The following is a 24260-nucleotide window of genomic DNA, read 5'->3' on the forward strand; positions in this document are numbered from 1 at the left end:
TGACGCGAGCCAGGCAAGGCATGGATGCGCAGGGAGTGAATCATCCGCTTGATGTTGACAATGCTATATGCATTGATTGGCGGGCTAGACCGCCTAAAAACCGCCCATTTTGGATCAGAAGTGACCTCCTCCCGACTAACCGACCGGTCTAAGTTGGAGATTTCCGGCTTCAAGATAAGCAAGTCGGAACTCGCTCGGGGTCTGGTCGCCCAGCGAACTGTGCGGCCTGAACTCGTTGTAATCCTGCCGCCAACGCTCGATCTTTTCACGCGCGTCATCCAGCGACAGAAACCAATGCACATTCCGGCACTCATCCCGCAGACTGCCGTTAAATGACTCGATGAAGGCATTATCCATGGGTGTCCCTGGTCGTGAGAAGTCCAGCGTGACGCCTTGCTCATGGGCCCACTGACCCAGCGCCACGGAAATAAACTCGCTGCCGTTGTCGACCTGAATCCGTTGCGGCGTCCCGCGCAAGGCTTGCACATGCTGCATCGTAGCAACCACGTCCGCGGCTTTCAGCGCGAAATCCACCGTGATCGCCAGGCTCTCCCGGCTAAAATTATCCACTACAGTTAAGGCCCGGATTTTCTGGCCGTTGAACAGCTGATCAGCGACGAAATCCATGCTCCAGCAGGCATTCAAATTGGAGACAGCCGGCCGAGCGTGGCGATGCGCCGCCGCCACTCGCCGTTTGGGCCGTTTGCGCCGCAGGTTCAGGCCTTCTTCGCAGTCGATCCGGTAGATCTTCTTGTGATTGATCCGCCTGCCTTCGCGCCGCAGCAGGACGTGAATGCGGCGCGCGTCGTAACGAATTCGGGTGGCGGCGATCTTGCGGATGCGTTGCCGCTCGGCACGATCGTCACGCGGGTGAGGGCGATAAAAATAGGTGCCTTGCCGCAGTTGAATGACGGCAGTCGCGCGCCGAATGCTGACGCGGTAGGCGGCGATCAGGAAGTTGGCCAGCTCGCGTCTGCGAGCCGGCTTCACAGTTTTTTTTGGATGACTTCCTGCAGCATCTGCTTGTCCAGGCTCAGGTCGGCGACCATGCGCTTGAGGCGGGCGTTCTCTTCTTCCAGTTGTTTCAGGCGGCGCAGTTCGCTGACGCCGGGGCCGCCGTATTTCTTCTTCCAATTGTAGAAGGTGGCTTCGGAGACACCCATCTTGCGGCAGACCTCGGCGACGGTCGTGCCTGACTCGGCCTTGCGCAAGGCGAAGGCGATCTGCTCTTCGGTGAACTTCGATTTTTTCATGACAAATCTCCTGCCCGGAAGGGCTTAAATTTGCCAGAAATCTCTACTTTTCGCCGCTACGTTTTTGCGGGAGGAGGTCACCGGTGCCGGATCACTCCACCGTATGCCGTCGCCAGTCCACCTTGCAGGTCAAGATCGGCTATCGCCGCAGCAAGGGTCCGCTGCACCTGCTGGTTGACAGCACAGGCATCCCGTTTCTCGGCGAAGGCGAGTGGAAACGCAAAAAGCACGGCGCCGAATATGGTCGGCAGTGGCGCAGGGCACACCTGGGCATTGACGCCGAAACGCTGGAAATCCGAGCTGTCGAGGTGACCGGCAACGGCGTGGGCGACGCGCCGATACTGCCGGAGTTGTGAATGCAGCTGGCGGATGAGCCGGCTGCCACGGCGACGCTGGATGGCGCCGATGACATACAGGGTTGTTACGCTGAGCCGGTTGACCGAGGGATCATGCCGGTGATTCCGCCGCGCAAGAATGCCAAGCCGTGGAAGTCGAAAATCACCGGCAGCGAGGTGCGCAATGCAGCGATCGCGGTGTGCAAACGCTTGAGGCGGCTAATCTGGAAGCATTGGAGCGGTTATCACCGCCGCAGTCTGGCGGAAACGAAGATGCACGGTTTCAAGCGACCGTGTAGCCGAGTGATGGCGCGCACCTTTGATCGACAGGTGGCGGAACTGCAAGTGCGCGCGGCGTTGTTGAACCATTTTACCACTCTGGGCCCCCCGAAGGCCGTGGCGGTGGCCGCGATGGGCTAAATCCGCCTGGGGTAAGGGGATGCTCATTTCTGGGCGGGGTTATGCAACAAAGCCCTTGCGGGTGATCGTCGCTGACGGACGCGAAGCGGCCCAGTGTACGCAGCCAGCATGCCAACGGCAATGTCATTTACCTATTTCCAGGTGTCGCCCTGGCGCAAGCGTTGGATGAACTCGGCCAGCGGCATCGGCCTGGCGATGTGATAGCCTTGCAGCCAGCCCACCCCCAACCGGCTCAGGTATTCCATCTGCTCGGCGGTTTCCACGCCTTCCGCCACCGTTTCCAATCCCAGCTTGGCCGCCAGCTCCGCCACGCTGTCGACGATGTGGCCGGACAGGCCGTCGCTGCCGATGCCGGCGACGAAGCCCTGGTCTATCTTCAGGCCGTCCACCGCCAGCTGCTGCAGGTAGACCAGGCTGGAATGGCCGGTGCCGAAGTCGTCCAGCGCGATCTTCACTCCCAACAGGTGCAGCTTGCGGAACAGCTCTTCCACCGCGGGCGTGATTTCTATCATCTCGCGCTCGGTCAGCTCCAGGGTCAGGGTGGCCTGGCTGCCGGCCAGCATGCGCTGCAGTTCCTGGCAGTCATCGTAAAGCCGGTTGTCCTGCAGATGGGCGCGGCTGATGTTGAAGCCCAGGTGGAAGCCCGGCGGCAGCGGCTGCCGGCTTAGTTGGCCGACCACCTGCCGCATCATTTTGCGCGTCATCGGCACAATCATGCCGCTTTCCTCGGCGCGCGGGATGAACAAGTCGGGACGGATCAGTCCCTCGCGCGGGTGGCGCCAGCGCATCAGCACCTCGGCGCCCTGCCAGCCGGGCTGGCCCGGCTTCACCACCGGCTGCAGGAAGCCTTCGAACTCGTCGCCCTCCAGCGCGCGCTGCAGCTCCCGCGTCGGCGATGCCGGCCGCCCCAGCAGCCAGTACAGGGTGACGCCGGCCGACAGGCCCAGCAGCAGCAGTACGATGGCCAGCGAGGTGTGGTGCTGCCACAGCAGAAGGTGCCAGGGCGGGATGTCGTAGCCGGTCAGCACGGTATACGGATAGCGTTGCGAACGGCGGCTTTCCTGGATTTGCCAGGGCTGCGGCGCTTGTCCTCGCCCCACTTTGCGCGGACCCAGCCATTCCCGGCCTATCTGCAGGTACACTGGATTGTTGTTGCTGGCGTCCTGCAAGGCCAGTTGCAGATAGCGGCCGTCTATGGTGGCCACCGCGTCGCCGCTCGGCCCTTGCAGCCGGTAGTACAGCAGCGGCACGTCGGGCGTGATCCTGTTGCCGGGCAACAGTTGCAGCAGGCCGTTGACGAATTGGCCGCTATGCAGCGGCAGCGCGATGGGGCCGCTCAGCGAGGTGCAGTAGAAGGCGTCGCCGCGCGCCAGCGCGGTGCTGCGCACGAAGGGCACCACCGCCACCTGGCGGCGCAGATTGTAGACCGCCTGGCCGCAGGGCTGGCCAGCTTGCGGCAGGATGGCGCGGGCGGCGAGGTCGGCCTGGCCCAGTATTTCGTCCACCAGTTCCAGGCCCTGCTGCGTCTGCTGCCGCGCCAGGCGGCGCAGGTCTTGTCTTTCCTGCCACAGCAGGGTGGGGGTTACGGTCAACAGCGGCAGCAGGCCGACCAGCAGGGCCGGCAGCAGGTGTGCCAGCCGGTGCTTGCGGCGTGGGTGCAGGGGGTTCATCCAGTCTCCGAAACGTTGCCGCAACCAGGCTGGCGGGCGAGTGGCTGGGCTAATTAATTTATAATTGCCACTTTATTTTAAACCAAAAATAAAAACCCTCCGACGGGAGGGCTTGGATTCAACACGCAGGCGGGCTCAGTTCATCCCAGCCTGCTGCGATGGCGGGCGATCTGAGCCATTACCTGGACCGGCGCGGTGCCGCCCACATGGTCGCGTTGCGCCAGGCTGCCTTCCGGCGTCAGTACGGTATAGACATCGTCGGCGATCAGCGCACTGAAGCCTTGCAGCACCGCCAGCGGCAACTCGGCCAGATCGACGCCTTGGCGCTCGGCGTGGCGCACCGCCAGCGCCACCACTTCATGGCTGTCGCGGAACGGCAGGCCCTTCTTCACCAGGTAGTCGGCCAGGTCGGTGGCGGTGGCGTAGCCCTGCAGCACCGCGGCGCGCATCGCCTCCGGCCTCACCGTGATGCCGCGCATCATGTCGGCGTAGATGCGCAGCGTGGTCTGCAGCGTGTCCACGGTGTCGAACAAAGGCTCCTTGTCTTCCTGGTTGTCCTTGTTGTAGGCCAAGGGCTGCGCCTTCATCAGCGTGATCAGCGCGATCAGGTGGCCGACCACTCGGCCGGACTTGCCGCGCACCAGCTCCGGCACGTCGGGGTTTTTCTTCTGCGGCATGATGGACGAGCCGGTGCAGAAGCGGTCGGCGATGTCGATGAAGCCGACGCGCGGGCTCATCCACAGTATCAGTTCTTCCGACAGCCGCGACAGGTGGACCATCACCAGGCTGGCTGCGGCGGTGAATTCGATGGCGAAGTCGCGGTCGGACACCGCGTCCAGCGAGTTGTGGCAGACGTCGTCGAAGCCCAGCAATTGCGCGGTGTAATGGCGGTCGATCGGGAAGGTGGTGCCGGCGAGCGCGGCCGCGCCCAGCGGCAGGCGGTTGACGCGCTTGCGGCAGTCCTGCATCCGCTCGGCGTCGCGCGCCAGCATCTCCACATAGGCCAGCAGGTGGTGGCCGAAGGTGACCGGCTGCGCCACCTGCAGGTGGGTGAAGCCCGGCATCACGGTGGCGGCGTGCTGCTCCGCCAGTTCCAGCAGGCTGGTTTGCAGTTCGGCGAGCAGGTGGACGGTGGCGTCGATCTCGCCGCGCAGCCACAGCCGGATGTCGGTGGCCACCTGGTCGTTGCGCGAGCGGCCGGTGTGCAGCCGCTTGCCGGCGTCGCCTATCTTGTCGGTGAGGCGGCGCTCGACGTTCATGTGGACGTCTTCCAGGTCCACGCTCCACGCTAGCTTGCCGGCGCCGATGTCGGCCAGGATTTCGCCCATGCCGCGGCGGATGGCGGCCAGGTCGGCGTCGGACAGCACGCCCGCGCGGTTCAGCATCGCGGCGTGGGCCAGCGAGCCCTCGATATCGACCGCGGCCAGCCGGTAGTCGAAGCCGATGGAGGCGGTGTAGTGCTTGACGAGTTCGGATACCGGCTCGGAAAAGCGGCCGGACCAGGCGTGTTGGTCTTGCATGGCGTTGCGTCCCACTGGTGATAGTGCAAAGACCCTACTATGCCAGCCGCCATCGCTCAGGGCCAGCATGGTTTTCCCCGCGCGCCTAGCGCGGCGCCGCGGGCGCGGTCGGCCGCAGCGGCAGGCCGCTCAGGATGCGGGCGACGCTGCCGTCGTCCAGCATCGCCCGCAGCGTTTGCGCGAAGCGGGCTTTGTCCGCGTGCAGCGGCGAGTTCAGCGCCAGCGCCAGCCGGTGCGGCCGCGTGTCGTCCAGCGTCAGCGGCGCCCGGCGCACCCGTCCGGCGAATTCGCGGCTGGACGCCAGCAACGCGGTTTGCTGTTCGTTGCCTATCAGCGCGTCGATGCGGCCGGCGGCCAGCTTGCGGAAGCTGGACTCCATTGTCAGCGCGGTGTCGCGGCGCAGGCGGGCATCGTTGTCGAAGTCTTCCTGATACTGCACTCCCTCCACCACGCCCACCTTCAGCGGCAGCAGGTCCTGATAGCTGCCGATGCTGCGCGGATCGCTGTTGCGCTGGTACAGCGCCAGCCGGTTGCCGCTGGCGAAGGGCGGCTCCAGATAGTCGAGATAGCGGGCGCGCTGCGGGTTGTACTGCACGCCTATCATCAGGTCGGCCCGGCCATGCTGCATCGCCGCCAGACAGCGCGGCAACGGGCAGTGGAGGAAGCGCAGCGGCATTCCCAGCCTGCGCGCCAGCTCGCGCACGATCTCGGTGTACGGTCCCGTCGGCTGGCCCTGGCTGTCGTAGTTCTTCCACGGCGCGAAGGCGTTGTAGGCCAGCACCAGCGGGCGCGGACCGTCGACGGCGGCGGACGCCGGCTGGACAGCGAGTCCCAGCCAGCACAGCAACAGGGCAAGCAGTGTCTTCACGGTGGTTTTGCTTGGAAATGTATTCAGCAATCCTATCCGCTAATTGCCAATGACATGCGCTTTGTCGCCCGCGCGGGGCGCCCACTGTTGCAAAAAAACAGCCCACGCCGCGGCGTGGGCTGTCCGCATGGCGGCATCGCGCCTCAGTGCTGCAGTATCTTCGACAGGAATTGGCGCGCGCGTTCGCTGCGGGCGTCCAGATCGCCGAAGAATTCCTCCTTGGCGCAGTCCTCGACGATGCGGCCCTGGTCCATGAAGATCACCCGGTCGGCCACGCGGCGGGCGAAGCCCATCTCGTGCGTCACGCACATCATGGTCATGCCCTCGTGCGCCAGCTCGGTCATCACGTCCAGCACCTCGTTGATCATCTCCGGGTCCAGCGCGCTGGTCGGTTCGTCGAACAGCATGGCGATCGGGTCCATCGCCAGCGCGCGGGCGATCGCCACCCGCTGCTGCTGGCCGCCGGACAGCTGGCCGGGATGCTTGTCGGCCTGCGCGGTCAGTCCCACCCGCTCCAGCAGCTTCAGGCCCTTGGCCATCGCCTCGTCGCGGCTGCGGCCCAGCACCTTGACCTGGGCGATGGCCAGGTTCTCGGTGATGGTCAGGTGCGGAAACAGCTCGAAGTGCTGGAACACCATGCCGACGCGGCTACGCAATTTGGGCAGGTCGGTTTTCGGATCGCCCACCGAAATGCCATCGACGACGATCTCGCCCTGCTGGAACGGCTCCAGCGCGTTGACGCACTTGATCAGCGTGGACTTGCCGGAGCCGGACGGCCCGCACACCACCACCACCTCGCCCTTGGCCACCTGGGTGGAGCAGTCGGTCAGCACCTGGAAACTGCCATACCACTTGCTGACCTTGTTCAGTGAAATCATTGCACTCATACAGCCAATCCTTGTTGCAGGCGCTTCACCAGCCGGGAGGCGCCAAAACTGATCACGAAGTAGACCGCGCCGGCAAAAATCAGGAATTCATGCGGCAGGCCGACGATGTCGCCCTTGGAACGGGCGGTGTTGAGGAAATCCATCAAGCCGACAGCGTATACCAGAGACGTGTCCTGGAACAGGATGATGGATTGCTGCAGCAGCAGCGGCAGCATCTTGCGCAGCGCCTGCGGCAGCACGATCAGCGCCATCACCTGGTGGTAGCGCATGCCCAGCGCGTAGGCGGCGCCGGCCTGGCCCTTGGGTATCGCCTGGATGCCGGCGCGGACGATCTCGGCGAAATAAGCCGCCTCGAACATCACGAAGGCTACCAGGCAGGAGGTGAAGGCTCCCACCGGCTCCAGCCGCCCGGTGATCCAGTTCAGCAGCAGCGGCACCACCAGGTAGAACCAGGAGATCACCAGCAGCAGCGGAATGGAGCGGAAGTAATAGACATAGGCCTTGGCCAGGCCGGACAGCAGGCGCTTGTCCGACAGCCTGGACAGCGCCAGCAAGATGCCCAGCAGCACGCCGCCGACAACGCCGAAAGCCAGCAGCTTCAGCGTCAGCAGCATGCCGTCGGCCAGGCCCGGCAGCGCCGGGACGATTTGACTGAAATCCATCATTTGCCTCCCATCATGCCGGGTACCTTGAGCTTCTGTTCCAGCCGGCCCATCAGCAGCATCAGGCTCATGTTGAGCGCGAAGTAGATCAGGGTGGACAGGGTGAAGGCCTCGAAGATGTTGGCGGAGAACTCGGCGGTCTGCTTGGTCTGCGCCAACAGTTCCATCAGGCCGATCAAGGACGCCACCGACGAGTTCTTGATGATGTTGAGGAACTCGCTGGTCAACGGCGGGATGATGATGCGCAGCGCCTGCGGCAGCAGCACGTGGCGGTAGATCTGCGGCAAGGAAAAGCCCATCGCCAGCGCCGCGTTGCGCTGTCCGGCGGGCAGTGCCTCGATGCCGGTGCGCACCTGTTCCGCCACCCGCGCGGCGGTGAACAGGCCCAGGCACACCACCACCGACAGATAGGCCGAGGTGGCCGGGTTCAGATCCTGCTTGAACCAGACCTGAGCGCCTTCGGGCAGCAGGTCTGGCACCAGGAAATACCAGACGAACAGCTGCACCAGCAGGGGCACGTTGCGGAACAATTCGACATAGCAGCCGGCCAGGCGGCTGGCCCAGCGTCCGGGCAGCGTGCGCAACACGCCCAGCATGGTGCCCAGCGCCAGCGCGATCAGCCAGCCCGCCAGCGCCACCGCCAGCGTCCACCCCAGGCCGGTGACAAACCAGTTGAGATAGATCTCGCTGCCGACGCCGGTGGATTTGAAAAAGACTCCCCAGTCCCAGTGGTAATTCATGAAGCCACTCCCAAGCCGCGCGGCGCGATGCGGCGCGGCGATCGATGCCCCCGCCCGGCGCGGCCGGGCAGGGCGAAGCCGCCGCCGCGCATCCAGCGCGGCGGCTCCAGTCTGACAGCGTCAGCCGCGCCTGCCCAAGGCAGGCGCGCGCGCCTTATTCGGCGGGCTTGTCGCTGGGCTTGGCCAGCAGCGCCTTCAGTTCGTCGGACATCGGGAAGTTGAGGTTCAGGCCCTTGGGCGGCACCGGGCTGGTGAACCACTTGGCGTAGATCTTGTTGACCTCGCCGGACTTGAAGGTGTTGGAGAGCGCGGTGTCCACCACCTTCTTGAAGGCCGGGTCGTCCTTGCGCAGCATGCAGCCGTAGATCTCGTACGACTGCGACTTGCCGGTGACCACCCAGTTGGCCGGGTTCTTGGCCTTGGCCATCTCGCCGTACAACAGCGCGTCGTCCATCATGAAGGCGACCGCGCGGCCGGACTCCAGCATCAGGAACGATTCGCCGTGGTCCTTGGCGGAGATGATGTTCATGCCCATGTTCTTGCTGGCGTTCATCGACTTGATCAGCCGCTCGGAGGTGGTGCCGGCGGTGGTGACCACGTTCTTGCCCTTCAGGTCGGGGAAGTCCTTGACGCCGGAGGTCTTGGCGGTCAGCAGGCGGGTGCCGATCTCGAACATGCCCACCGAAAACGCCACTTGCTTGCCGCGCTCGGCGTTATTGGTGGTGGAGCCACATTCCAGGTCGACGGTGCCGTTTTGCACCAGCGGGATGCGGGTCTGCGAGGTGACCAGATTGTATTTCACCTGCAGATTGGGCATTTTCAGCTCTTTCTTCACTTCCTCCACCACCTTGTTCGCCAGGTCGACCGAGTAGCCGATCGGCTTCTGGTTGTTGTCGTAGTAGGAGAAGGGAATGGAGGCGTCGCGGTTGCCCAGCACGATCACGCCGCTGTCCTTGATCTTCTTCAGCGTGCCGTTCAGTTCGGCGGCGCCGGCCGGCAGCGCTGCGATGGCTGCCAGGGTACATCCTGCGATGACGGAGGTGCGAATACGCATGAGTGTTTCTCCTTATGACTCTCTTTGCGGGAAAAATGACGCCGTCCGGGGAACGGCGCCTTGATCTTCTTTGTAGTGATTGTCCGACAGTATGCTGTTATTTTTGATTCGCGTCAGGACTTGATGCCCTTGTCAGATAATTGGTTGGCCAGGCGGACGTAGTCCTCCACCGCCAGGTTCTCCGGCCGCAGGCCCGGGTCTATGCCCAGTGCCTCCAGATCGGCCACGTCGGCCAGCCCCTTCAGGTTGTTGCGCAGTGTCTTGCGGCGCTGGGCGAAGGCCTGGCTCACCAGCTTCTCCAGCAGGCCCTCGTCGCGGGCCACGCCGCGCGCGCCCGGCGCCGGAATCATCCGCACCACGGCCGAGTCCACCTTAGGCGGCGGCCAGAACGCTTCCGGCGGCACGAACAGGATGGTTTCCATCTCGAAACGGTATTGCAGCATCACCGTCAGCCGGCCGTAGTCGGCGGTGGAGGGCTCGGCCACCATCCGCTCTATCACTTCCTTCTGCAGCATGAAGTGCATGTCCAGCACGCGGTTGCCATAGCTGGCCAGATGGAACAGCAGCGGCGTGGAGATGTTGTACGGCAGGTTGCCAACTATCTTCATCGGCCGCTCGCTGACCGAGCCGAAGTCGAAGGCCAGCGCGTCGCCGGCGTGGATGGTCAGCTTGGCCGGCGGATGCTCGGCCTTGAGCCGCTCGATGATGTCGCGGTCTATCTCCACCACGTGCAGGTGCTGGAGGCGCGACAACAGCGGCTTGGTGATGGCGCCGAGGCCGGGGCCGATCTCGACGACGATGTCGTCCGGCTGCGGATTGACCGCGTGGACGATGCTGGCGATGACGCCGGCGTCCTGCAGGAAGTTCTGTCCGAAGCGCTTGCGTGGGATGTGCTTGCTCATGAATCTGCCAAATCTTGGAACAGCGGGGATTGTAAACCTTGCACCCGCAAATGTCCCAAGCGATTCAGGCAGTTGGCGGCAGCGCTCAGCCCTGGCGCGGCGCGGCGCGCTGCAAGGCCAGGCAGAGGAGGGACAGCGCGATCACCGCCGAGCCCAGCGCCCGCTCGCCGGAAAGCGGCAAGGCCGCCAGCAGCGCCGACAGCGCCGCCGCGAACAGCATCTGCGCGCAGCCCAGGATGGCGGCGGCGCGGCCGGCCGACTCGGCGAACGGCGCCATCGCCATGCTGGCGGCCGGACCTAGGGTCAGGGCGAAGCCCACGCTCAGCACCGCCACCGGCAGCATGTAATGCCAAGCGCCCTGCTGGCCGGCCAGCCCCAGCAACAGCGCGCCGGCAGCCAGCATCAGGCCCAGGCCGGCGTGCAGCACGCGGCGCTGGCTGAAGCGGCTGATCAGTTGCAAGCCGGCCAGGCTGCTGGCCATGATCAGCAATGCGTTGGCGCCGAATAGCAGGCCGAAGGTGGCGGAGGACAGGCCGGCGCGGTCTATCAGCACGCCCGGCGCCAGCGTCACGTAGCTGATGATCAGACCAAGCGCGCTGCTGCTGCAGGCACCGTAGCGCCACAGCGCCGGGTGGCGCAGCATCTGTCCCAGGCCGGGTCCGCTTTGGCGCTCGCGCTGCGGCGGCAGGGTTTCCGGCATCAGCCGGGCCAGCCAGGCGCTTGTCGACAAGGCCGCCAGCGCCAGAAACAGGAAACAGGCCTGCCAGCCGTAATGCTCGGTGAGCAGGCCGCCGAGCGCCGGCGCCAGCGCCGGCACGATGTTGAGTGCGCCGTTGAGCATGCTGTAGCGCTGGGCGGCGGCGTTGCCGGAGAAGCAGTCGCGTATCATGGTGAAGGCGCAGACCGAGCTGGCGCTGGCGCCCAGGCCCTGCAGCGCGCGCAGCGCCAGGAAGGCCGGCAAGCTGTCGCACTGGCTGGCCAGCGCGGCGCTCAGCGCGTAAAGCAGCAGGCCGCCCAGCGCCACCGGGCGGCGGCCGATGCGGTCGGCCAGCGGGCCGAACAGCAGCTGGCCCAGGCCCAGGCTGAATACGAATACGCTGATGCTGGCCGAGACGTCGGCCTGGAAAAACCGCTGCATCGCCGGCAGCGCCGCCAGATAAAGATCGATGCCCAAAGGGTTGAACAGGATCAGCAGGATGGCGGCGGCGGTAGCCGGATTGGCTTGGCGGAGGGCGAGACTGGTAAGCTGCATGGATGGGCCTGCTGGCGCGGAGAGGCGCTCATCATAGCAAAGGCAACCCTGCCGATGTTGATTTCCATAATGAATATTAATTATCCATTCAATTGACTCTGGCATTGCGCAAGCCGCTGATTTCCCTCCTGCTGTTACAATCGTTCACCATTTCCCCATCGCTGGAAACGCCTGTTTCTCCAGCGTTTTCACGCCGGCAGCGCCGTCATTTCCGCACTAGTGATGGTTGGCGGATGGCCGCTCTGGTAACCTAGGCCTCAGCCAAAGAACAAACGAGCAGCCTGACATGAGCACCAATGACACCCGAATCTACCTGGCCTCCGGCAGCCCGCGCCGCCGCGAGATACTGGAACAGCTGGGCCTGCATCTGGAACGCATTCACGCCGACATAGACGAAGCGGTGTTGCCGGGCGAGGACGCCGTGGCCTACACCGAACGTCTGGCGCGCGAAAAGGCTGCCGCCGGCTGGCGGGTGGTGAGCGAAGCCGGTCTGCCCGAGCGCCCGCTGCTGGCCGCCGACACCACGGTGACCCAGGACGGCGAAATCTTCGGCAAGCCGGAAGGCGCCGACGACGCCCGCCGCATGTTGCGCGCCTTCTCCGGCCGCAGCCACCAGGCCATCACCAGCGTGGCCATCCGCCAGGGTGAGCGGTTGCTGGTCAAGACCTCGGTCACCGACGTGTTCTTCAAGGAATTGTCCGACGCCGAAATCGAGCGCTACCTCGCCAGCGGCGAGCCGTTCGACAAGGCCGGCGCCTACGGCATCCAGGGCCGCGCCGGCGTGTTCATCGAACACATCGAAGGCAGCTACACCGGCGTGATGGGCCTGCCGGTACACGAAACCGCGCTGCTCCTGGCCGAATTCGGCTTCGACCTGCCGTAAGCCGGAAGGAAGCTAATATGCTGCATCAATCGATAGCGCTGCCGCGCGATTTGCCGCGGCCGCAAGAACAGATTCTGGTCAACATCACGCCGCAGGAAACCCGCGTCGCGGTGCTGGAGGACGGCATCGTGCAGGAGCTGCACGTGGAGCGCGCCGCCAGCCGCGGCATCGTCGGCAACATCTATCTGGGCCAGGTCAAACGCGTGCTGCCCGGCATGCAGAGCGCCTTCATCGAGATCGGCCTGGAGCGCGCCGCCTTCCTGCACATCGCCGACGTGCTGGAGCAGCGCCAGCATCCCACCGAGCCGCAACGCATCGAGAAGATGCTGTTCGAAGGCCAGACCGTGCTGGTGCAAGTGATCAAGGACCCGATAGGCACCAAGGGCGCGCGGCTGTCGACGCAGATCTCGCTGGCCGGCCGCTTCCTGGTACACCTGCCGCAGGAAGAGCACATCGGCGTATCGCAGAAAATAGAAAGCGACAACGAGCGCCACAACCTGAAGGCGCGGCTGGAGAAGCTGCTGCCGCAGGACAGCCCCAAGGGCTACATCATCCGCACCAGCGCCGAGACCGCGCGCGACGACGAGCTGGCCGCCGACGTGGAATACCTGTCCAAGCTGTGGACTGACATCCGCCAGAAGTCGCAGACGCTGCCGGCGCAGAGCCTGCTGTACGACGACCTGCCGCTGGCAGTGCGGGTGCTGCGCGACATGGTCAGCGGCTACACCGAAAAAGTGCTGGTGGACTCCAACGAGAACTACAGCCGGATGGTGGAGTTCGCCGAGCAGTACGTGCAGATCGCCGTCGACAAGATAGAACGCTACGCCGGCGAGCGGCCGCTGTTCGAGCTGCACGGCATCGAGGCCGAGATCGACAAGGCGCTGGCGCGCCGCGTCAACCTGAAGTTCGGCGGCTACCTGATCGTGGACCAGACCGAGGCGATGACGACGATAGACGTCAACACCGGCGGCTTCGTCGGCAACCGCAACTTCGACGAGACCATCTTCAAGACCAATCTGGAAGCCACCCAGGTGATCGCCCGCCAGCTGCGGCTGCGCAATCTGGGCGGCATCGTCATCGTCGACTTCATCGACATGGACAACGACGAGCACCAGGCGGCGGTGCTGGCCGAGCTGGCCAAGGCGATGGCGCGCGACCGCACCCGGGTGACGCTGAACGGCTTCACCAGCCTGGGCCTGGTGGAGATCACCCGCAAGCGCACCCGCGAGAGCCTGGCCCACGTGCTGTGCGAGCCCTGCCCCACCTGCCAGGGCCGCGGCGAGATCAAGACGGCGCAGACGGTGTGCTACGAGATCCAGCGCGAGATCGTGCGCGAGGCCCGGCAGTACGACGCCAAGGGCTACCGCATCCTGGCGGCGCAGTCGGTGATAGACATGTTCCTGGACGAGGAGTCGCAGAGCCTGGCGATGCTGGTGGACTTCATCGGCAAGCCGGTGTCGCTGTCGGTGGAGGCCAGCTATACCCAGGAGCTGTTCGACGTGGTGCTGTTGTAGGGACGTGCCAGCGATATCCGGCCGTGGCTGGCCGGGATGCGGGAACACGGGCGGGGCTGCACGGCTTGCGCCCGTTTTTTCTTGCGCATCGGGGGCGCGGCCGCCGGCATTGGGCCGCGCCGAATGCAAAATGCCGTCCGCCCTCGGGGGCGAACGGCATTGCCGCGCGGCAATCCAGGCGCCGGTTGCCTACATTTTGGCCAGCTGCTGCTTGGCCTTCTGCGCGGCGTCGCTCTTCGGATACAGCTTGATCAGGCGGCGGAAGGTGTTTTTCGCCTGGTCTACCTGGCCCAGGTCGCGCTGGCAGGTGCCGATATTGCGCATCGCGTCCGGCGCGAAATGGTTGCTCGGGTATTGCTCGACGAAGCGGCGGTGGATGTCGATGGCGGCGTCGTATTGGCGCAGCGCGGTATGGGCGACGCCCAGCCAGTAGCTGGCCTCGGCCGCTTGCGGCGCCTGCGGATTCTGCTGGATGTAGAGGCCCAGCGCGTTGATGGCGTTGGGGAAGTCGCGCGCGCGCAGCAGATTGAGCGCCTTGTCGTAGTCCGGGCTGGCCTGGCTGTCGCCGCTGGAAGCCTGCTGGGCGGCGGGTTGCGAGGCATCCTGCTTGCCGGTGCCCTCCAGGTGGGACAGACGGCCGTCCAGATCGTTGTAGAGATCGTTCTGGCGCTTCTGCGTGGTCTGCAGATTGTAGTTCAGCACTTCCACGTCGCCGCGCAGCTTGGCCACTTCGGCTTTCAGGTTTTCCACCTGGCTGACCATTTCCAGCAACTTGTCGTTGGACAATTTGCTTTCCACTTCGGAGAGGCGGGTTGAGGCCTGGCGGTTGACCTGATCGATCTGGCGGCGGGTGGCTTCCAGATCGCTGGAGGTGGCGCAGCCGGTCAGGATCAGCAACAGGGCGCTATGGATGGCGAGCCGTTTCATGAGGTTCCCGAGAAGTCACAAGTAAACAGCCGGATATCATAGCGGGTTGTCGGCCGAGTATCAGCCCCCGCCTGCATCCGGCTGGGAAAACGCGCGCCGGGCGGCTGGCCGCCCGTTGCAGGGCGCTTATTGGCCCTGGTAGACGACGTCGGCGCGGCGGTTTTCGGCGTAGTCGGCGTCGGACGAGCCGGTAGCCTTCGGTTTTTCCTTGCCGAAGCTCACGGCTTCCAGCTGGCTTTCCTTCACGCCCAGCACTTCCATCGCGTGCTTGACGCTTTCTGCGCGGCGCTGGCCCAGTGCCAGGTTGTATTCGCGGCTGCCGCGGGCGTCGGTGTTGCCTTGGATGATCACTTTCTTGTCGTGGCCCTTCAGGTAGTCGGAGTGGTTGGCGACTACTTCCTTGCCGGCGCCGTCAACGGTGGAGGAGTCAAAGGCGAAGTACACGCTGCGCTTGGCCAGCGGGCTGTTCGGGTCGTTCAGCGGGTCCAGCGCCACTTGGCCCTGGTTGCTGGCCGAGGTGTCGACCGGCGCCTGGGTTTGCGGCGTCGGCGCTACCGGCGTGGCGGGCGCTTCGGCGGGCTTGGTGCTGGCGCAGGCGGCCAGCAGGGTGGCAACCGCGCTGCCGAGGACGAGTTGTTTCCAGTTCATTGTGTGGCTCCCTCAAGGATTATTGAATGGACCCCATGCCGGGTCCTGTACATCGCCATTGAGCACCGCCAGCTTCACCTTGCTGCTGCCGTCCGCGGTGGCCGCATACAGCACGCTGCTGCCGCCGACGTCGCTGGAGTACAGCACCATGCGGCCATTGGGTGCGAAGCTGGGGCGTTCGCTATAACTACCATCTGACAATAGACGAGTGTCATTAGTTGCCAAATCCTGCGACATCACGCGGAAATTTCCGGCTTCGCGGCGGATGTAGACCAGGGTCTTGCCATCCGGCGACAGCTTGGGAGACACGTTGTATTTGCCTTCCCAGGTCACGCGCTGCGCGTCGCCGCCGTTTACCGGCACGCGGTAAATCTGCGGGTTGCCGCTGCGGTCGGAGACGAAGTAGACCGTGCCGCCGTCCGGGCTGAACGCCGGCTCGGTATCGATGCCGCCGTTGTACATCAGCCGGCGCGGGCTGCCGCCGGCGACGTTGAGGATATAGATCTGCGAATTGCCGCTGGTGGTGAGCACCACCGCCAGCCGGCTGCCGTCCGGGCTCCAGGCCGGGGCGGAGTTGCTGCCCTTGAAATTGGCCACCGCGCGGCGCTGGCCGGTGGCCAGGTCCTGCACCCAGACCACCGGCTTCTGGCTGGCGAAGGACACGTAGGCGATGTAGCGGCCGTCAGGGCTCCAGCTGGGCGAGATGATGGGCTCGCTGGAGCGCAGTATGGTCTGGCTGCGCTGGCCGTCCACATCCGAAATCTGCAGCGCGTAGCTGCGGCCGGATTTCAGCACATAGGCCAGGCGGGTGTTGAAGAAGCCTTTTTGCCCGGTGATCGCTTCATAGATCAGGTCGGCGATGGCGTGCGCCACCTGGCGGCTGCGGTCAGGGGTGACGGTGAATTCGCCGCTGGTCAGCTGTTTCTGCTGCGAGGCGTCCATCAGGCGGAAGCTGATCTTCAGCTGGCCGCCGGCCGTCTGCTCCACCTTGCCGATGGCGACGGATTGCGCGCCGGCGGCCCGCCACAGCGGGTAGCGGATGTCGGACGGTTCGAACGGCACGTTGGCGACGGCGGACGGATCGATCAGGCGGAAGGCGCCCGACAGCGCCAGGTCGTTGCGGATCACCGGCGTCAGGTTGCCCTGGGTGGGCGTCTCGTCCTTGAACGGCACGATGGAGATGGCGTGGCGGCTGGCGCCGCCGCCTATGATCTCGATGTTCAGCTCGGCGCGGGCGCTGCCGGCCGCCAGCATCGCCAGCAGCAGCATCCCTTTCAGTACGGTTCGCAAACTCGGCATTTCTTCCTCAAGGCTTGGGTGGCGCCGTCCGCTCAGTGCGGGCGGAAGGTCAGGGTAAAGGTCCGGTAGCCGTCATTGAAATTGGCTCCGGCCGGCAGTCTGGGGAAGGTTTTCGCCTCCCATACCGCTCTTTGCACTGCATCATCATAGGCCGCTTGGCCGCTGCTTTTCACCAATTGCACGGTTTTGACCTCCAGCGTGGGCAGCAGCGTGATCCGCAGCACCACCGCCGGATTGCCCGGCATGCCGGGCGGAATCTGCACCAGCGGCGTCACCTTGGCCTTGACCAGGTCGATCCAGCCGGCGTTGACGCCGGAGCCGTTGACCGCCCCGCCGGCGATGCCGTGCTTGCTGCCGGCCTGGTCGCTGCGGGCGTTGGGTTTGCCGCTGCTGCGGCTGCTGTCCAGGCTGGAGAGCAGGTCGTCGGCTTCCGAGTTGTAGGTCTTGGCCGGTTTGTGGCCATGCTTGGCCGCCGGCGGCGCCTCCGCCGGCTTGGCTGGTTTCTTTTCCGGCGCTTTTTCCACCGGCTTGGCTTTTTCCTGAATCTTCTTTTCCGGCTCGGCCGGCTTGGGCTCGCGCTTCGGTTTTTTCGGCTCGGGCGTGATTTCGGCCGGCGGCTTGGGTTCGGGCTTAGCTTCAGGCTTGGGTTTGGGGTGTTCCTTGCCCAGGTTCACCTCGGCCGGGGGCGTGTCCAGCGCCGGCTGGGGTTCGGGCGCCGGCGCAGGAGCCTGCGGCGGCGTGGCCGGGGCGACAACCGGCGCGGGCGGCGGCGGCGCGCTGGTCCACAGTTCCAGCGCCAGCGGCGCCGGGCTGGGCGGCGGCGTGGTCTGCAGGCCGCCCCACAGCAGCAGGCCGATCACGCCGGCATGAAACAGCGCGGAAGCTATCAACGTCCATGGACGCAGGGAAGTTGACGATTGCGAACTCATTGCTTGGGCGTCTGCTTGACGGTGAGCGCCACGCGCTTGATGCCGGCCTGGTGCAGCACGTCGGCGATCTTCACCACCTCGGCGTATTTGAGGTTGGCGTCGGCGGAGATCGCCACCGGGCGGTTGTCGTCGCCGACCAGCGCCTTGAGCTGGCCGGCCAGCTCATCCAGCGAGTCGACGGGGTTTTTCTGCTCGCCGTCTATCAGTTCGATCTTGCCGGCGGCGTCCACGGTGACCTCCAGCGGACGGACATCGATGGCGGCCGCCTGCGAGACGCTGGGCACGTCGATCACGCCCGGGGTGAACATCGGGGCGGTAACCATGAAAATCACCAGCAGCACCAGCATCACGTCGATATAGGGCACGACGTTCATCTGGTTCATCTGGCGGCGGGGACGGCGGTTCAGCATGACGGGTACGGGATTGGTTCGGTCAAGTGGCGATCATAGCATCGACGCGTTGGGCGAGGCTGGCGGCAAAAAGTTTCTGACTGCATCCATTCATCGAAAGTTCATGCGCGGCCTCAGCGCCGGGTGCACAGCGTCAGGCCGTCGCCCACCGGCAGCACGCACATGTGGATGCGCGCGTCGTGCTTGAGGCCGGCGTTGAATTCGTGCATCAGGCGCACGCCGGGCGGGTCTTCCGGCTTGGGTTCCACTACGCGGCCTGACAGGAAGATATTGTCGATGGCGATGACGCCGCCGGGCCGCACCAGTTGCAGGCAGGCTTCATAGTAGTCGCGGTAGGACGGCTTGTCGGCGTCGATGAAGGCCAGGTCGAAGCTGCCGGCCCGGCCATCGGCCAGCAATTGCCGCAGCGTGGCCTGCGCCGGCTGCAGCGCCAGCTGGATGCGGTCGGCGACGCCGGCCTTTTCCCAGTACTGGCGGGCGATGGCGGTGAAGGCTTCGCTGACGTCGCAGGCCACCACTTCGCCGTCGTCCGGCATGGCCAGCGCCACGGTGAGCGCGCTGTAGCCGGTGAACACGCCTATCTCCAGATAGCGGCGCGCGCCTATCAGCCGGGCGAGCCAGCCCATGAACTGGCCCTGCTCCGGCGCGATCTGCATCTTGGCCTGGCGGTGGCCGGCGGTGAACTCGCGCAGCTCGCGCTGCACCGGATGTTCGACGACGCCGATGTTGAACAGGTAATCATGCAGGGCGCGGTCTAGCGCCACGGTACGGCTGGTCATGACGGGGCTTCCAGAATGACAAAACGCCCGCGGGGGGCGTTCGGGGGCCGGCGGCGGCGGATTAGTCCGGCTGGTAGACGTAGGGCTTCTGCGGCACGTCCGACTCTTTCCAGCGACGCTGGTCGTCAAGGTCGGGGTGGCGGTCCCACAGGGTCAGGCGCAGTTCGCGGCGCTGGCTGTCCACTTCCGGGTTCTTGTCCAGGAAGCCTTTGATGAACTGGGTGAATTCGGACTGGTACATCGTACCCTCCATGGTGGCTGATGGCGGAATTCTAATCGATTACGCGGCGCTGTGCCACGCCGCGCCTAGGGCTGCTCCGCGCCGTACAGCATCTTCTCTATGCGCTTGTCCGGCACCAGCCACAATAACGCTACCAGCAGGTACAGCAGGCCGGACAGCCAGGTTTCGTACCAGGCGAGGCAGATCGCCAGCAGGTAGACCGCCGGCGAGATCCTGCCCTTGATGTCGTTGCCCAGCGCCTCGGACAGCCGGGTGCGGTTGCCGGGCAGGCACAGCAGCGACTTTTGCATGATCCACCAGGCGATCGAGCACATCAGCAGCACCATGCCGTACAGGGCGACCGGCAACGGCGCGTAATGGTTCTGCCCCATCCAGCCGGTGACGAAGGGAATCAGCGACAGCCAGAACAATAGATGCAGATTGGTCCACAGCACCCGGCCGTCGATGCGGCAGGTGGCATGGTAGAAATGATGGTGGTTGTTCCAGTAGATGCCGACGTAGACGAAGCTGAGCAGATAGCTGAGGAACACCGGCAGCAGAGGCGCGAGCGACCGCCAATCGGTGCCGTGCGGCACTTTCAGCTCCAGTACCATGATGGTGATGATGATGGCGATCACGCCGTCGCTGAACGCCTCCAGCCGGTTTTTCTCCATTCCTTGTCCCTTGTCGTTTTTTTGGTTCGCATTGCAACCAGCTTAGCCGTCCGGCGCCGGTTTGTCGGCGCGGCGGTAAGGCAGGCGGATGAGGGTGTAATAGCGGTCGCCGCGTTTTTCGCCAGCGAGCGAGGCCTCGGCATCGAAGAACAGCTGCAGCCTCTCGCGCAGATTGGACAGCGCCATCTGGTTGCCGCCGGGCCTGGGCGGCGCGTCCGGCGCCGGGTTGTCCAGCGCCAGTTCCAATTGTCCGCCGTAGAGGCGGGCGCCGATGACGATCTCGACCTCGCCGGCCAGTTGTTCGGCGCCGTGGCAGACCGCGTTCTCCACCAGCGGCTGCAGGATCAGCGGCGGCAGGATGGCGTCGAGCGGGGCTTCGATGCGCCAGCTGATCGTCAGCCGCGGCCCCAGCCGTTCGGTTTCTATCGCCAAGTACATGGTGGCCAGTTCGATCTCGCGCGCCAGCGTCGAGGCGCGGTCGGGGTCGGCCAATTGGGCGCGGAACAGATCGGCCAGGTTCTCCAGCACCGCCTCGGCTTTTTGCGGCTGTGAGCGGATCAGCGCGATGGCGGCGTTCAGGCTGTTGAACAGGAAATGGGGGCGGATGCGCGCCTGCAGGGCCGCCAGCCTGGCTTCGGCCAGCGCCGGCGACAAGGCGCGCTGGCGCAGCGACAGATAATGCAGCAGCAGCGCCATCGCCAACATGGCCAGCGCCGGCAGTTGCCAGGCCAGCGCCGGCTCCAGTTGCAGCCGCCACTGGCACAGCCCGAAGCTGAGGCCGGTCACGGCCAGCGTCCAGCAGGCGCCCAGCCGTTGCCGCGCCAGCCAGGGGCCGAGCACCGCCAGCAGGGCCAGCGTCAGCAGGCTGCCCGGCACCAGCAGCAGCGCGGTTTGCAGCCAGGGCCACAGCGGCTCGTTCCCGGGGAGCGTCAGCAAGCCGTCGGCGAACAGCAGCAGCAGGGGCAGCAGCAGGATGCGCAGCATCACGCCGAGATTGCGGAAGTCCGGCAGCGGAGGCGGAGTGGTACGGAGCATGGCTGGGCGCGGGGAGGGGCGATGTTGCGATCATAGCAAGCGGCCGGCGGCGCGGCATCCGCCGTCTGCAAATCCGGCGGTCCGGCAAGAGCCGAGGATAGTGGGCCGCGGCTGATCTGGCGCAAGGCGCGGCGATTCTTGCGGCTTTCCCGGCTTTACAGTCCGGCATGTCTTTCGCTAGGGTCGGCCCTCGTGAATTTAAATATCAGTTAAGTCTTATTTTAATTGCGTTCTGGCCGCGAAGCATCGCCTCGCAGCATCGCTTTGTGCAAGAAACTGGCGAAACCGCGCTGTTTTCACGCCGCGCCATGCCAATGGCTTGGTATATTGCCTAGTTGAATCCGGTTTGTCAGACGATATACGGTAGTCAATATATGGCTTGCATAATGGATGGCGGCATGCTTTTAATGTTTTTCAAACAGCTGTTCTAAACCGTGCCGCGCGGCCGTTCAAGATACTGATTCCACAATCCATTTCCAGGAGACACGCAGATGCATATCGTCATCCCGGCCGAACGGCTGGCCGGTGAACGCCGCGTGGCGGCGACGCCTGACACGGTGAAAAAACTGGTCGGCGCCGGCCATGTCGTCACGGTGGAGCGCGGCGCCGGTTTGCACGCCGCCATTGCCGACGCGGCCTACGCCGATGTCGGCGCAGGATTGTCCGAGCAGCGCCAGACGCTGCTGGCGCAGGCGGACGTCGCGCTGGTGGTGCACATGCCGGAGGCCGCCGATCTGGAAGCGCTGAAGCCGGGCGCGGCGCTGGTCGGCATGTTGGCGCCGTATGGCAATCCCTTGCTGCCGCGGCTGGCGGCGCGGCGGATTTCCGCTTTCGCGCTGGAGCTGCTGCCGCGCACCACCCGAGCCCAGAGCATGGATGTGCTGTCCAGCCAGAACAATATCGCCGGCTACAAGGCGGTGCTGCTGGCCACCCAGTTCTACCCGCGCTTCATGCCGATGCTGATGACCGCCGCCGGCACGGTGAAGCCGGCGCGGGTGCTGGTGCTGGGCATCGGCGTCGCCGGCCTGCAGGCCATCGCCACCGCCAAGCGCTTGGGCGCGGTGGTGGAGGCCTACGACGTGCGCCCCGCCACCCGCGAGCAGGTGGAATCGCTGGGCGCCAAATTCGTCGAGGTGCCGATGACGGACGAGGAGAAGGCCGCCGGCGGCGGCGTCTATGCCCGCGAGATGTCGGCGGATTTCCAGCAGCGGCAGAACGAATTGCTGGCCAAGCATGCCCGCAACGCCGACATCGTCATCGCCACCGCGCTGATTCCCGGCAAGCCGGCGCCGCGGCTGGTGACGGCGTCGACGGTGGCGGAGATGAAGCCGGGCTCGGTGATCATCGATCTGGCGGCGGAAAGCGGCGGCAACTGCGAGCTGACCCGTCTCGGCGAGGCCTACCAAAGCGACCGCGGCGTTCATTTGGTGGGCTACGCCAATCTGGCCAGCCTGCTGGCGGCCGACGCCTCCAGCCTGTACGCCCGCAATCTGCATGCCTTCCTCGGCCTGTTGCTGGCGCCGGAAGGGCTGAAGATAGACCTGGCCGACGAGTTGATCGCCGCCACCTTGCTCACCCACCAGGGCGAGCAGCGCTTCGGCGCCGCGCCTTCCGCCGCCGCCGCACAGGAGCCCCATCATGGTTGATCCCTTCATCACCAGCTTCACCATCTTCGTGCTGGCGGTCTTCGTCGGCTACCACGTGGTGTGGAACGTCACGCCGGCGCTGCACACCCCGCTGATGGCGGTGACCAACGCCATCTCCGGCATCATCATCGTCGGCGCCCTGCTGCAGACCGTGGATATCGGCGGCAGCCAGCTCACCGTCACCTCGGTGCTGGGCGCCGTCGGCGTCTTCCTGGCCAGCATCAACATCTTCGGTGGCTTCCTGGTGACTCAACGTATGCTGGACATGTTCAAGAAAAAGAACAGGGGATAAACGATGCAGAATGTTTCGGCGGTTCTTTATCTGGTGGCCGCAGTGCTGTTCATCCTGGCGCTGAAGGGCCTGTCCAGCCCGGTGTCGGCACGGCGCGGCAACCTGTACGGCATGGTGGGCATGGCCATCGCCGTGTTGACCACCCTCTTGATTCTGGACAAGCCGGTGATGGCGTTGATCGCCGTCGCCGTCGCCGCCGGCGCGCTGGTGGGCGGCTGGAAGGCACGCACGGTGGAGATGACCGGCATGCCGGAGCTGGTGGCGGCGATGCATTCGCTGGTGGGCCTGTCCGCGGTGCTGATCGCCGTCGCGGCGATCTTCCACGAGGGCGTCACCCACTCGCCGGTGCAAAAAGTGGAGCTGTTCATCGGCGCCTTCATCGGCGCCATCACTTTCACCGCCTCGGTCATCGCCTACGGCAAGCTCTCCGGCCGCTTCGGCGCCAGGGCGGTCAGCTTCGGCGGCCAACACCTGTTGAACCTGCTGTTGGCGCTGGCGATGTGCGGCTTCGGCGCCGCCTATTTCCTCAGCGGCAGCCAGGCGGCCTTCCTCGCCATGCTGGCGGTGGCGCTGGTGCTGGGCGTGACGCTGATCATCCCGATCGGCGGCGCCGACATGCCGGTGGTGGTCTCCATGCTCAACAGCTACTCCGGCTGGGCGGCGGCCGGCATCGGCTTCACGCTCAACAACCCGGTGCTGATCATCGCCGGCGCTTGCGTCGGCGCCTCCGGCGCCATCCTGTCCTACATCATGTGCAAGGCGATGAACCGTTCCATCGTCAGCGTGCTGCTGGGCGGCTTCGGCGCCGAGGCGGCCGCCCAGGGCGCGGCGGGACAGGCCGCGCCCAAGGCCTACAAGGCTGGCAGCGCCGAGGATGCGGCCTTCCTGATGTCCAACGCCGGCCAGGTGGTGATCGTGCCCGGCTACGGTCTGGCGGTGTCGCGCGCCCAGCACGCGCTGCAGGAGTTTGCGGAACTGCTGCATGAAAAGGGCGTCAATGTCCGTTATGCGATCCACCCGGTGGCGGGACGGATGCCCGGCCACATGAATGTGCTGTTGGCCGAGGCGGAGGTGCCATATGAGCAGGTGCTGGAGATGGAGGAGATCAATGCCGACTTCTCCACCACCGACGTGGTGCTGGTGATCGGGGCCAACGATGTGGTCAATCCGGCGGCGCAGAAGGACAAGCAGAGCCCGATCTACGGCATGCCGATCCTGGAGGTGCACAAGGCGCGCAACGTGATCGTGGTCAAGCGTTCCATGAGCACGGGATATGCCGGACTGGACAACGAGCTGTTTTACATGGATAAAACCATGATGGTATTCGGCGATGCCAAGAAGGTGGTGGAGGACTTGCTGAAAAACGCAGCATAGCGAGTCCGCCGCCCGCAGGTCCCCGCATCGCCCGCCCATGGCGGGCGATGCTCCATCCGAGCCGGAC

General features: G+C 65.1%; 24 protein-coding genes and 1 pseudogene. 6 read left to right on the forward strand and 19 right to left on the reverse strand.

What is annotated here, in order from left to right:
* Window positions 1-135 precede the first annotated feature (135 nt).
* Window positions 136-1253, reverse strand: a protein-coding gene (locus tag BI347_RS07515) for an IS3 family transposase (protein ID WP_101686121.1) whose coding sequence is annotated in 2 segments (ribosomal slippage) — window positions 136-992 and window positions 992-1253 — 1119 coding nt in all. Because the reading frame shifts where the segments join, the coding sequence is not laid out codon by codon here.
* Window positions 1254-1303: 50 nt separating this feature from the next.
* On the opposite strand from BI347_RS07515, the pseudogene BI347_RS24565 reads away from it, so the two are divergent.
* Window positions 1304-2008, forward strand: a pseudogene (locus BI347_RS24565) (IS5 family transposase); the annotation flags it as partial.
* A gap of 131 nt (window positions 2009-2139) precedes the next feature.
* Here the strand turns inward: BI347_RS24565 and BI347_RS07535 are convergent.
* The 9 genes from BI347_RS07535 to BI347_RS07575 form a co-directional block, all read right to left on the reverse strand.
* Window positions 2140-3678 (reverse strand): EAL domain-containing protein, encoded by a 1539-nt coding sequence (locus BI347_RS07535; RefSeq protein ID WP_071111790.1) that lies wholly within the window; start codon window positions 3676-3678, stop codon window positions 2140-2142.
* A 140-nt stretch (window positions 3679-3818) separates the two neighbouring features.
* Window positions 3819-5198, reverse strand: coding sequence for an argininosuccinate lyase (gene argH / locus BI347_RS07540; RefSeq protein ID WP_071115630.1), 1380 nt, complete (start codon window positions 5196-5198; stop codon window positions 3819-3821).
* Between the two features lie 85 nt (window positions 5199-5283).
* A complete protein-coding gene (locus tag BI347_RS07545; protein WP_071115631.1) occupies window positions 5284-6066 on the reverse strand; it encodes a substrate-binding periplasmic protein in 783 nt (260 codons plus the stop codon).
* A gap of 143 nt (window positions 6067-6209) precedes the next feature.
* Complete coding sequence (locus BI347_RS07550; RefSeq protein ID WP_071115632.1) at window positions 6210-6944, reverse strand: amino acid ABC transporter ATP-binding protein; 735 nt, start codon at window positions 6942-6944, stop codon at window positions 6210-6212.
* Between the two features lie 5 nt (window positions 6945-6949).
* Window positions 6950-7615: an amino acid ABC transporter permease gene (locus BI347_RS07555; RefSeq protein ID WP_071115633.1), complete on the reverse strand. Its 666-nt coding sequence runs from the start codon at window positions 7613-7615 to the stop codon at window positions 6950-6952.
* Entirely contained in the window at window positions 7615-8355 is a 741-nt protein-coding gene (locus BI347_RS07560) for an amino acid ABC transporter permease (RefSeq protein ID WP_071115634.1), read from the reverse strand. The genes BI347_RS07555 and BI347_RS07560 overlap by 1 nt, the downstream gene beginning before the upstream one ends.
* Before the next feature lie 154 nt (window positions 8356-8509).
* Complete coding sequence (locus tag BI347_RS07565) at window positions 8510-9409, reverse strand: glutamate/aspartate ABC transporter substrate-binding protein (protein WP_071111796.1); 900 nt, start codon at window positions 9407-9409, stop codon at window positions 8510-8512.
* Between the two features lie 113 nt (window positions 9410-9522).
* Entirely contained in the window at window positions 9523-10311 is a 789-nt protein-coding gene (gene rsmA / locus BI347_RS07570; RefSeq protein ID WP_071111797.1) for a 16S rRNA (adenine(1518)-N(6)/adenine(1519)-N(6))-dimethyltransferase RsmA, read from the reverse strand.
* Window positions 10312-10396: 85 nt separating this feature from the next.
* Window positions 10397-11563, reverse strand: a complete 1167-nt coding sequence (locus tag BI347_RS07575; RefSeq protein ID WP_071115635.1) for a multidrug effflux MFS transporter — start codon at window positions 11561-11563, stop codon at window positions 10397-10399.
* A gap of 286 nt (window positions 11564-11849) precedes the next feature.
* On the opposite strand from BI347_RS07575, the gene BI347_RS07580 reads away from it, so the two are divergent.
* Together BI347_RS07580 and rng are read left to right on the forward strand one after the other, a co-directional pair.
* A complete protein-coding gene (locus BI347_RS07580) occupies window positions 11850-12446 on the forward strand; it encodes a Maf family protein (protein WP_071111799.1) in 597 nt (198 codons plus the stop codon).
* 17 nt (window positions 12447-12463) lie between these two features.
* Entirely contained in the window at window positions 12464-13960 is a 1497-nt protein-coding gene (gene rng, locus BI347_RS07585; RefSeq protein ID WP_071115636.1) for a ribonuclease G, read from the forward strand.
* A 189-nt stretch (window positions 13961-14149) separates the two neighbouring features.
* Here the strand turns inward: rng and ybgF are convergent, their stop codons facing one another.
* The 9 genes from ybgF to BI347_RS07630 form a co-directional block, all read right to left on the reverse strand.
* The gene (gene ybgF, locus BI347_RS07590) at window positions 14150-14887 is read right to left on the reverse strand and encodes a tol-pal system protein YbgF (protein ID WP_071111801.1); all 738 of its coding nucleotides are present in this window, start codon (window positions 14885-14887) and stop codon (window positions 14150-14152) included.
* 126 nt (window positions 14888-15013) lie between these two features.
* The gene (locus tag BI347_RS07595) at window positions 15014-15535 is read right to left on the reverse strand and encodes an OmpA family protein (RefSeq protein WP_071111802.1); all 522 of its coding nucleotides are present in this window, start codon (window positions 15533-15535) and stop codon (window positions 15014-15016) included.
* Window positions 15536-15547: 12 nt separating this feature from the next.
* Entirely contained in the window at window positions 15548-16834 is a 1287-nt protein-coding gene (tolB, locus tag BI347_RS07600) for a Tol-Pal system beta propeller repeat protein TolB (protein ID WP_071111803.1), read from the reverse strand.
* Between the two features lie 32 nt (window positions 16835-16866).
* Window positions 16867-17763 (reverse strand): cell envelope integrity protein TolA, encoded by an 897-nt coding sequence (gene tolA, locus BI347_RS07605; RefSeq protein ID WP_071115637.1) that lies wholly within the window; start codon window positions 17761-17763, stop codon window positions 16867-16869.
* Window positions 17760-18173, reverse strand: a complete 414-nt coding sequence (locus BI347_RS07610; protein ID WP_071115638.1) for an ExbD/TolR family protein — start codon at window positions 18171-18173, stop codon at window positions 17760-17762. The genes tolA and BI347_RS07610 overlap by 4 nt, the downstream gene beginning before the upstream one ends.
* Before the next feature lie 113 nt (window positions 18174-18286).
* Window positions 18287-18952 (reverse strand): class I SAM-dependent methyltransferase, encoded by a 666-nt coding sequence (locus BI347_RS07615; RefSeq protein WP_071111806.1) that lies wholly within the window; start codon window positions 18950-18952, stop codon window positions 18287-18289.
* A 61-nt stretch (window positions 18953-19013) separates the two neighbouring features.
* Window positions 19014-19193 carry a DUF3460 family protein gene (locus BI347_RS07620; RefSeq protein ID WP_071111807.1) on the reverse strand — a complete coding sequence of 60 codons (180 nt, stop codon included), beginning with the start codon at window positions 19191-19193 and terminating at the stop codon, window positions 19014-19016.
* A gap of 65 nt (window positions 19194-19258) precedes the next feature.
* Window positions 19259-19846: a TMEM175 family protein gene (locus BI347_RS07625; RefSeq protein WP_071111808.1), complete on the reverse strand. Its 588-nt coding sequence runs from the start codon at window positions 19844-19846 to the stop codon at window positions 19259-19261.
* 42 nt (window positions 19847-19888) lie between these two features.
* Window positions 19889-20881, reverse strand: a complete 993-nt coding sequence (locus BI347_RS07630; RefSeq protein WP_071115639.1) for a sensor histidine kinase — start codon at window positions 20879-20881, stop codon at window positions 19889-19891.
* Window positions 20882-21372: 491 nt separating this feature from the next.
* On the opposite strand from BI347_RS07630, the gene BI347_RS07635 reads away from it, so the two are divergent.
* Genes BI347_RS07635 through BI347_RS07645 form a run of 3 tightly spaced genes read left to right on the forward strand, consistent with a single transcriptional unit; the run spans window position 21373 to window position 24193 of the window.
* Window positions 21373-22527: a Re/Si-specific NAD(P)(+) transhydrogenase subunit alpha gene (locus BI347_RS07635; protein WP_071115640.1), complete on the forward strand. Its 1155-nt coding sequence runs from the start codon at window positions 21373-21375 to the stop codon at window positions 22525-22527.
* Window positions 22520-22819: a proton-translocating transhydrogenase family protein gene (locus BI347_RS07640; RefSeq protein ID WP_071111811.1), complete on the forward strand. Its 300-nt coding sequence runs from the start codon at window positions 22520-22522 to the stop codon at window positions 22817-22819. Before BI347_RS07635 ends, BI347_RS07640 begins: the two co-directional genes overlap by 8 nt.
* A 3-nt stretch (window positions 22820-22822) precedes the next feature.
* On the forward strand, window positions 22823-24193 hold the full coding sequence (locus BI347_RS07645; protein WP_071115641.1) for an NAD(P)(+) transhydrogenase (Re/Si-specific) subunit beta: 1371 nt from the start codon (window positions 22823-22825) through the stop codon (window positions 24191-24193).
* Window positions 24194-24260 lie beyond the last annotated feature (67 nt).

This window comes from Chromobacterium sphagni (genome assembly GCF_001855575.1).
In the GTDB taxonomy this organism is placed as follows: domain Bacteria; phylum Pseudomonadota; class Gammaproteobacteria; order Burkholderiales; family Chromobacteriaceae; genus Chromobacterium; species Chromobacterium sphagni.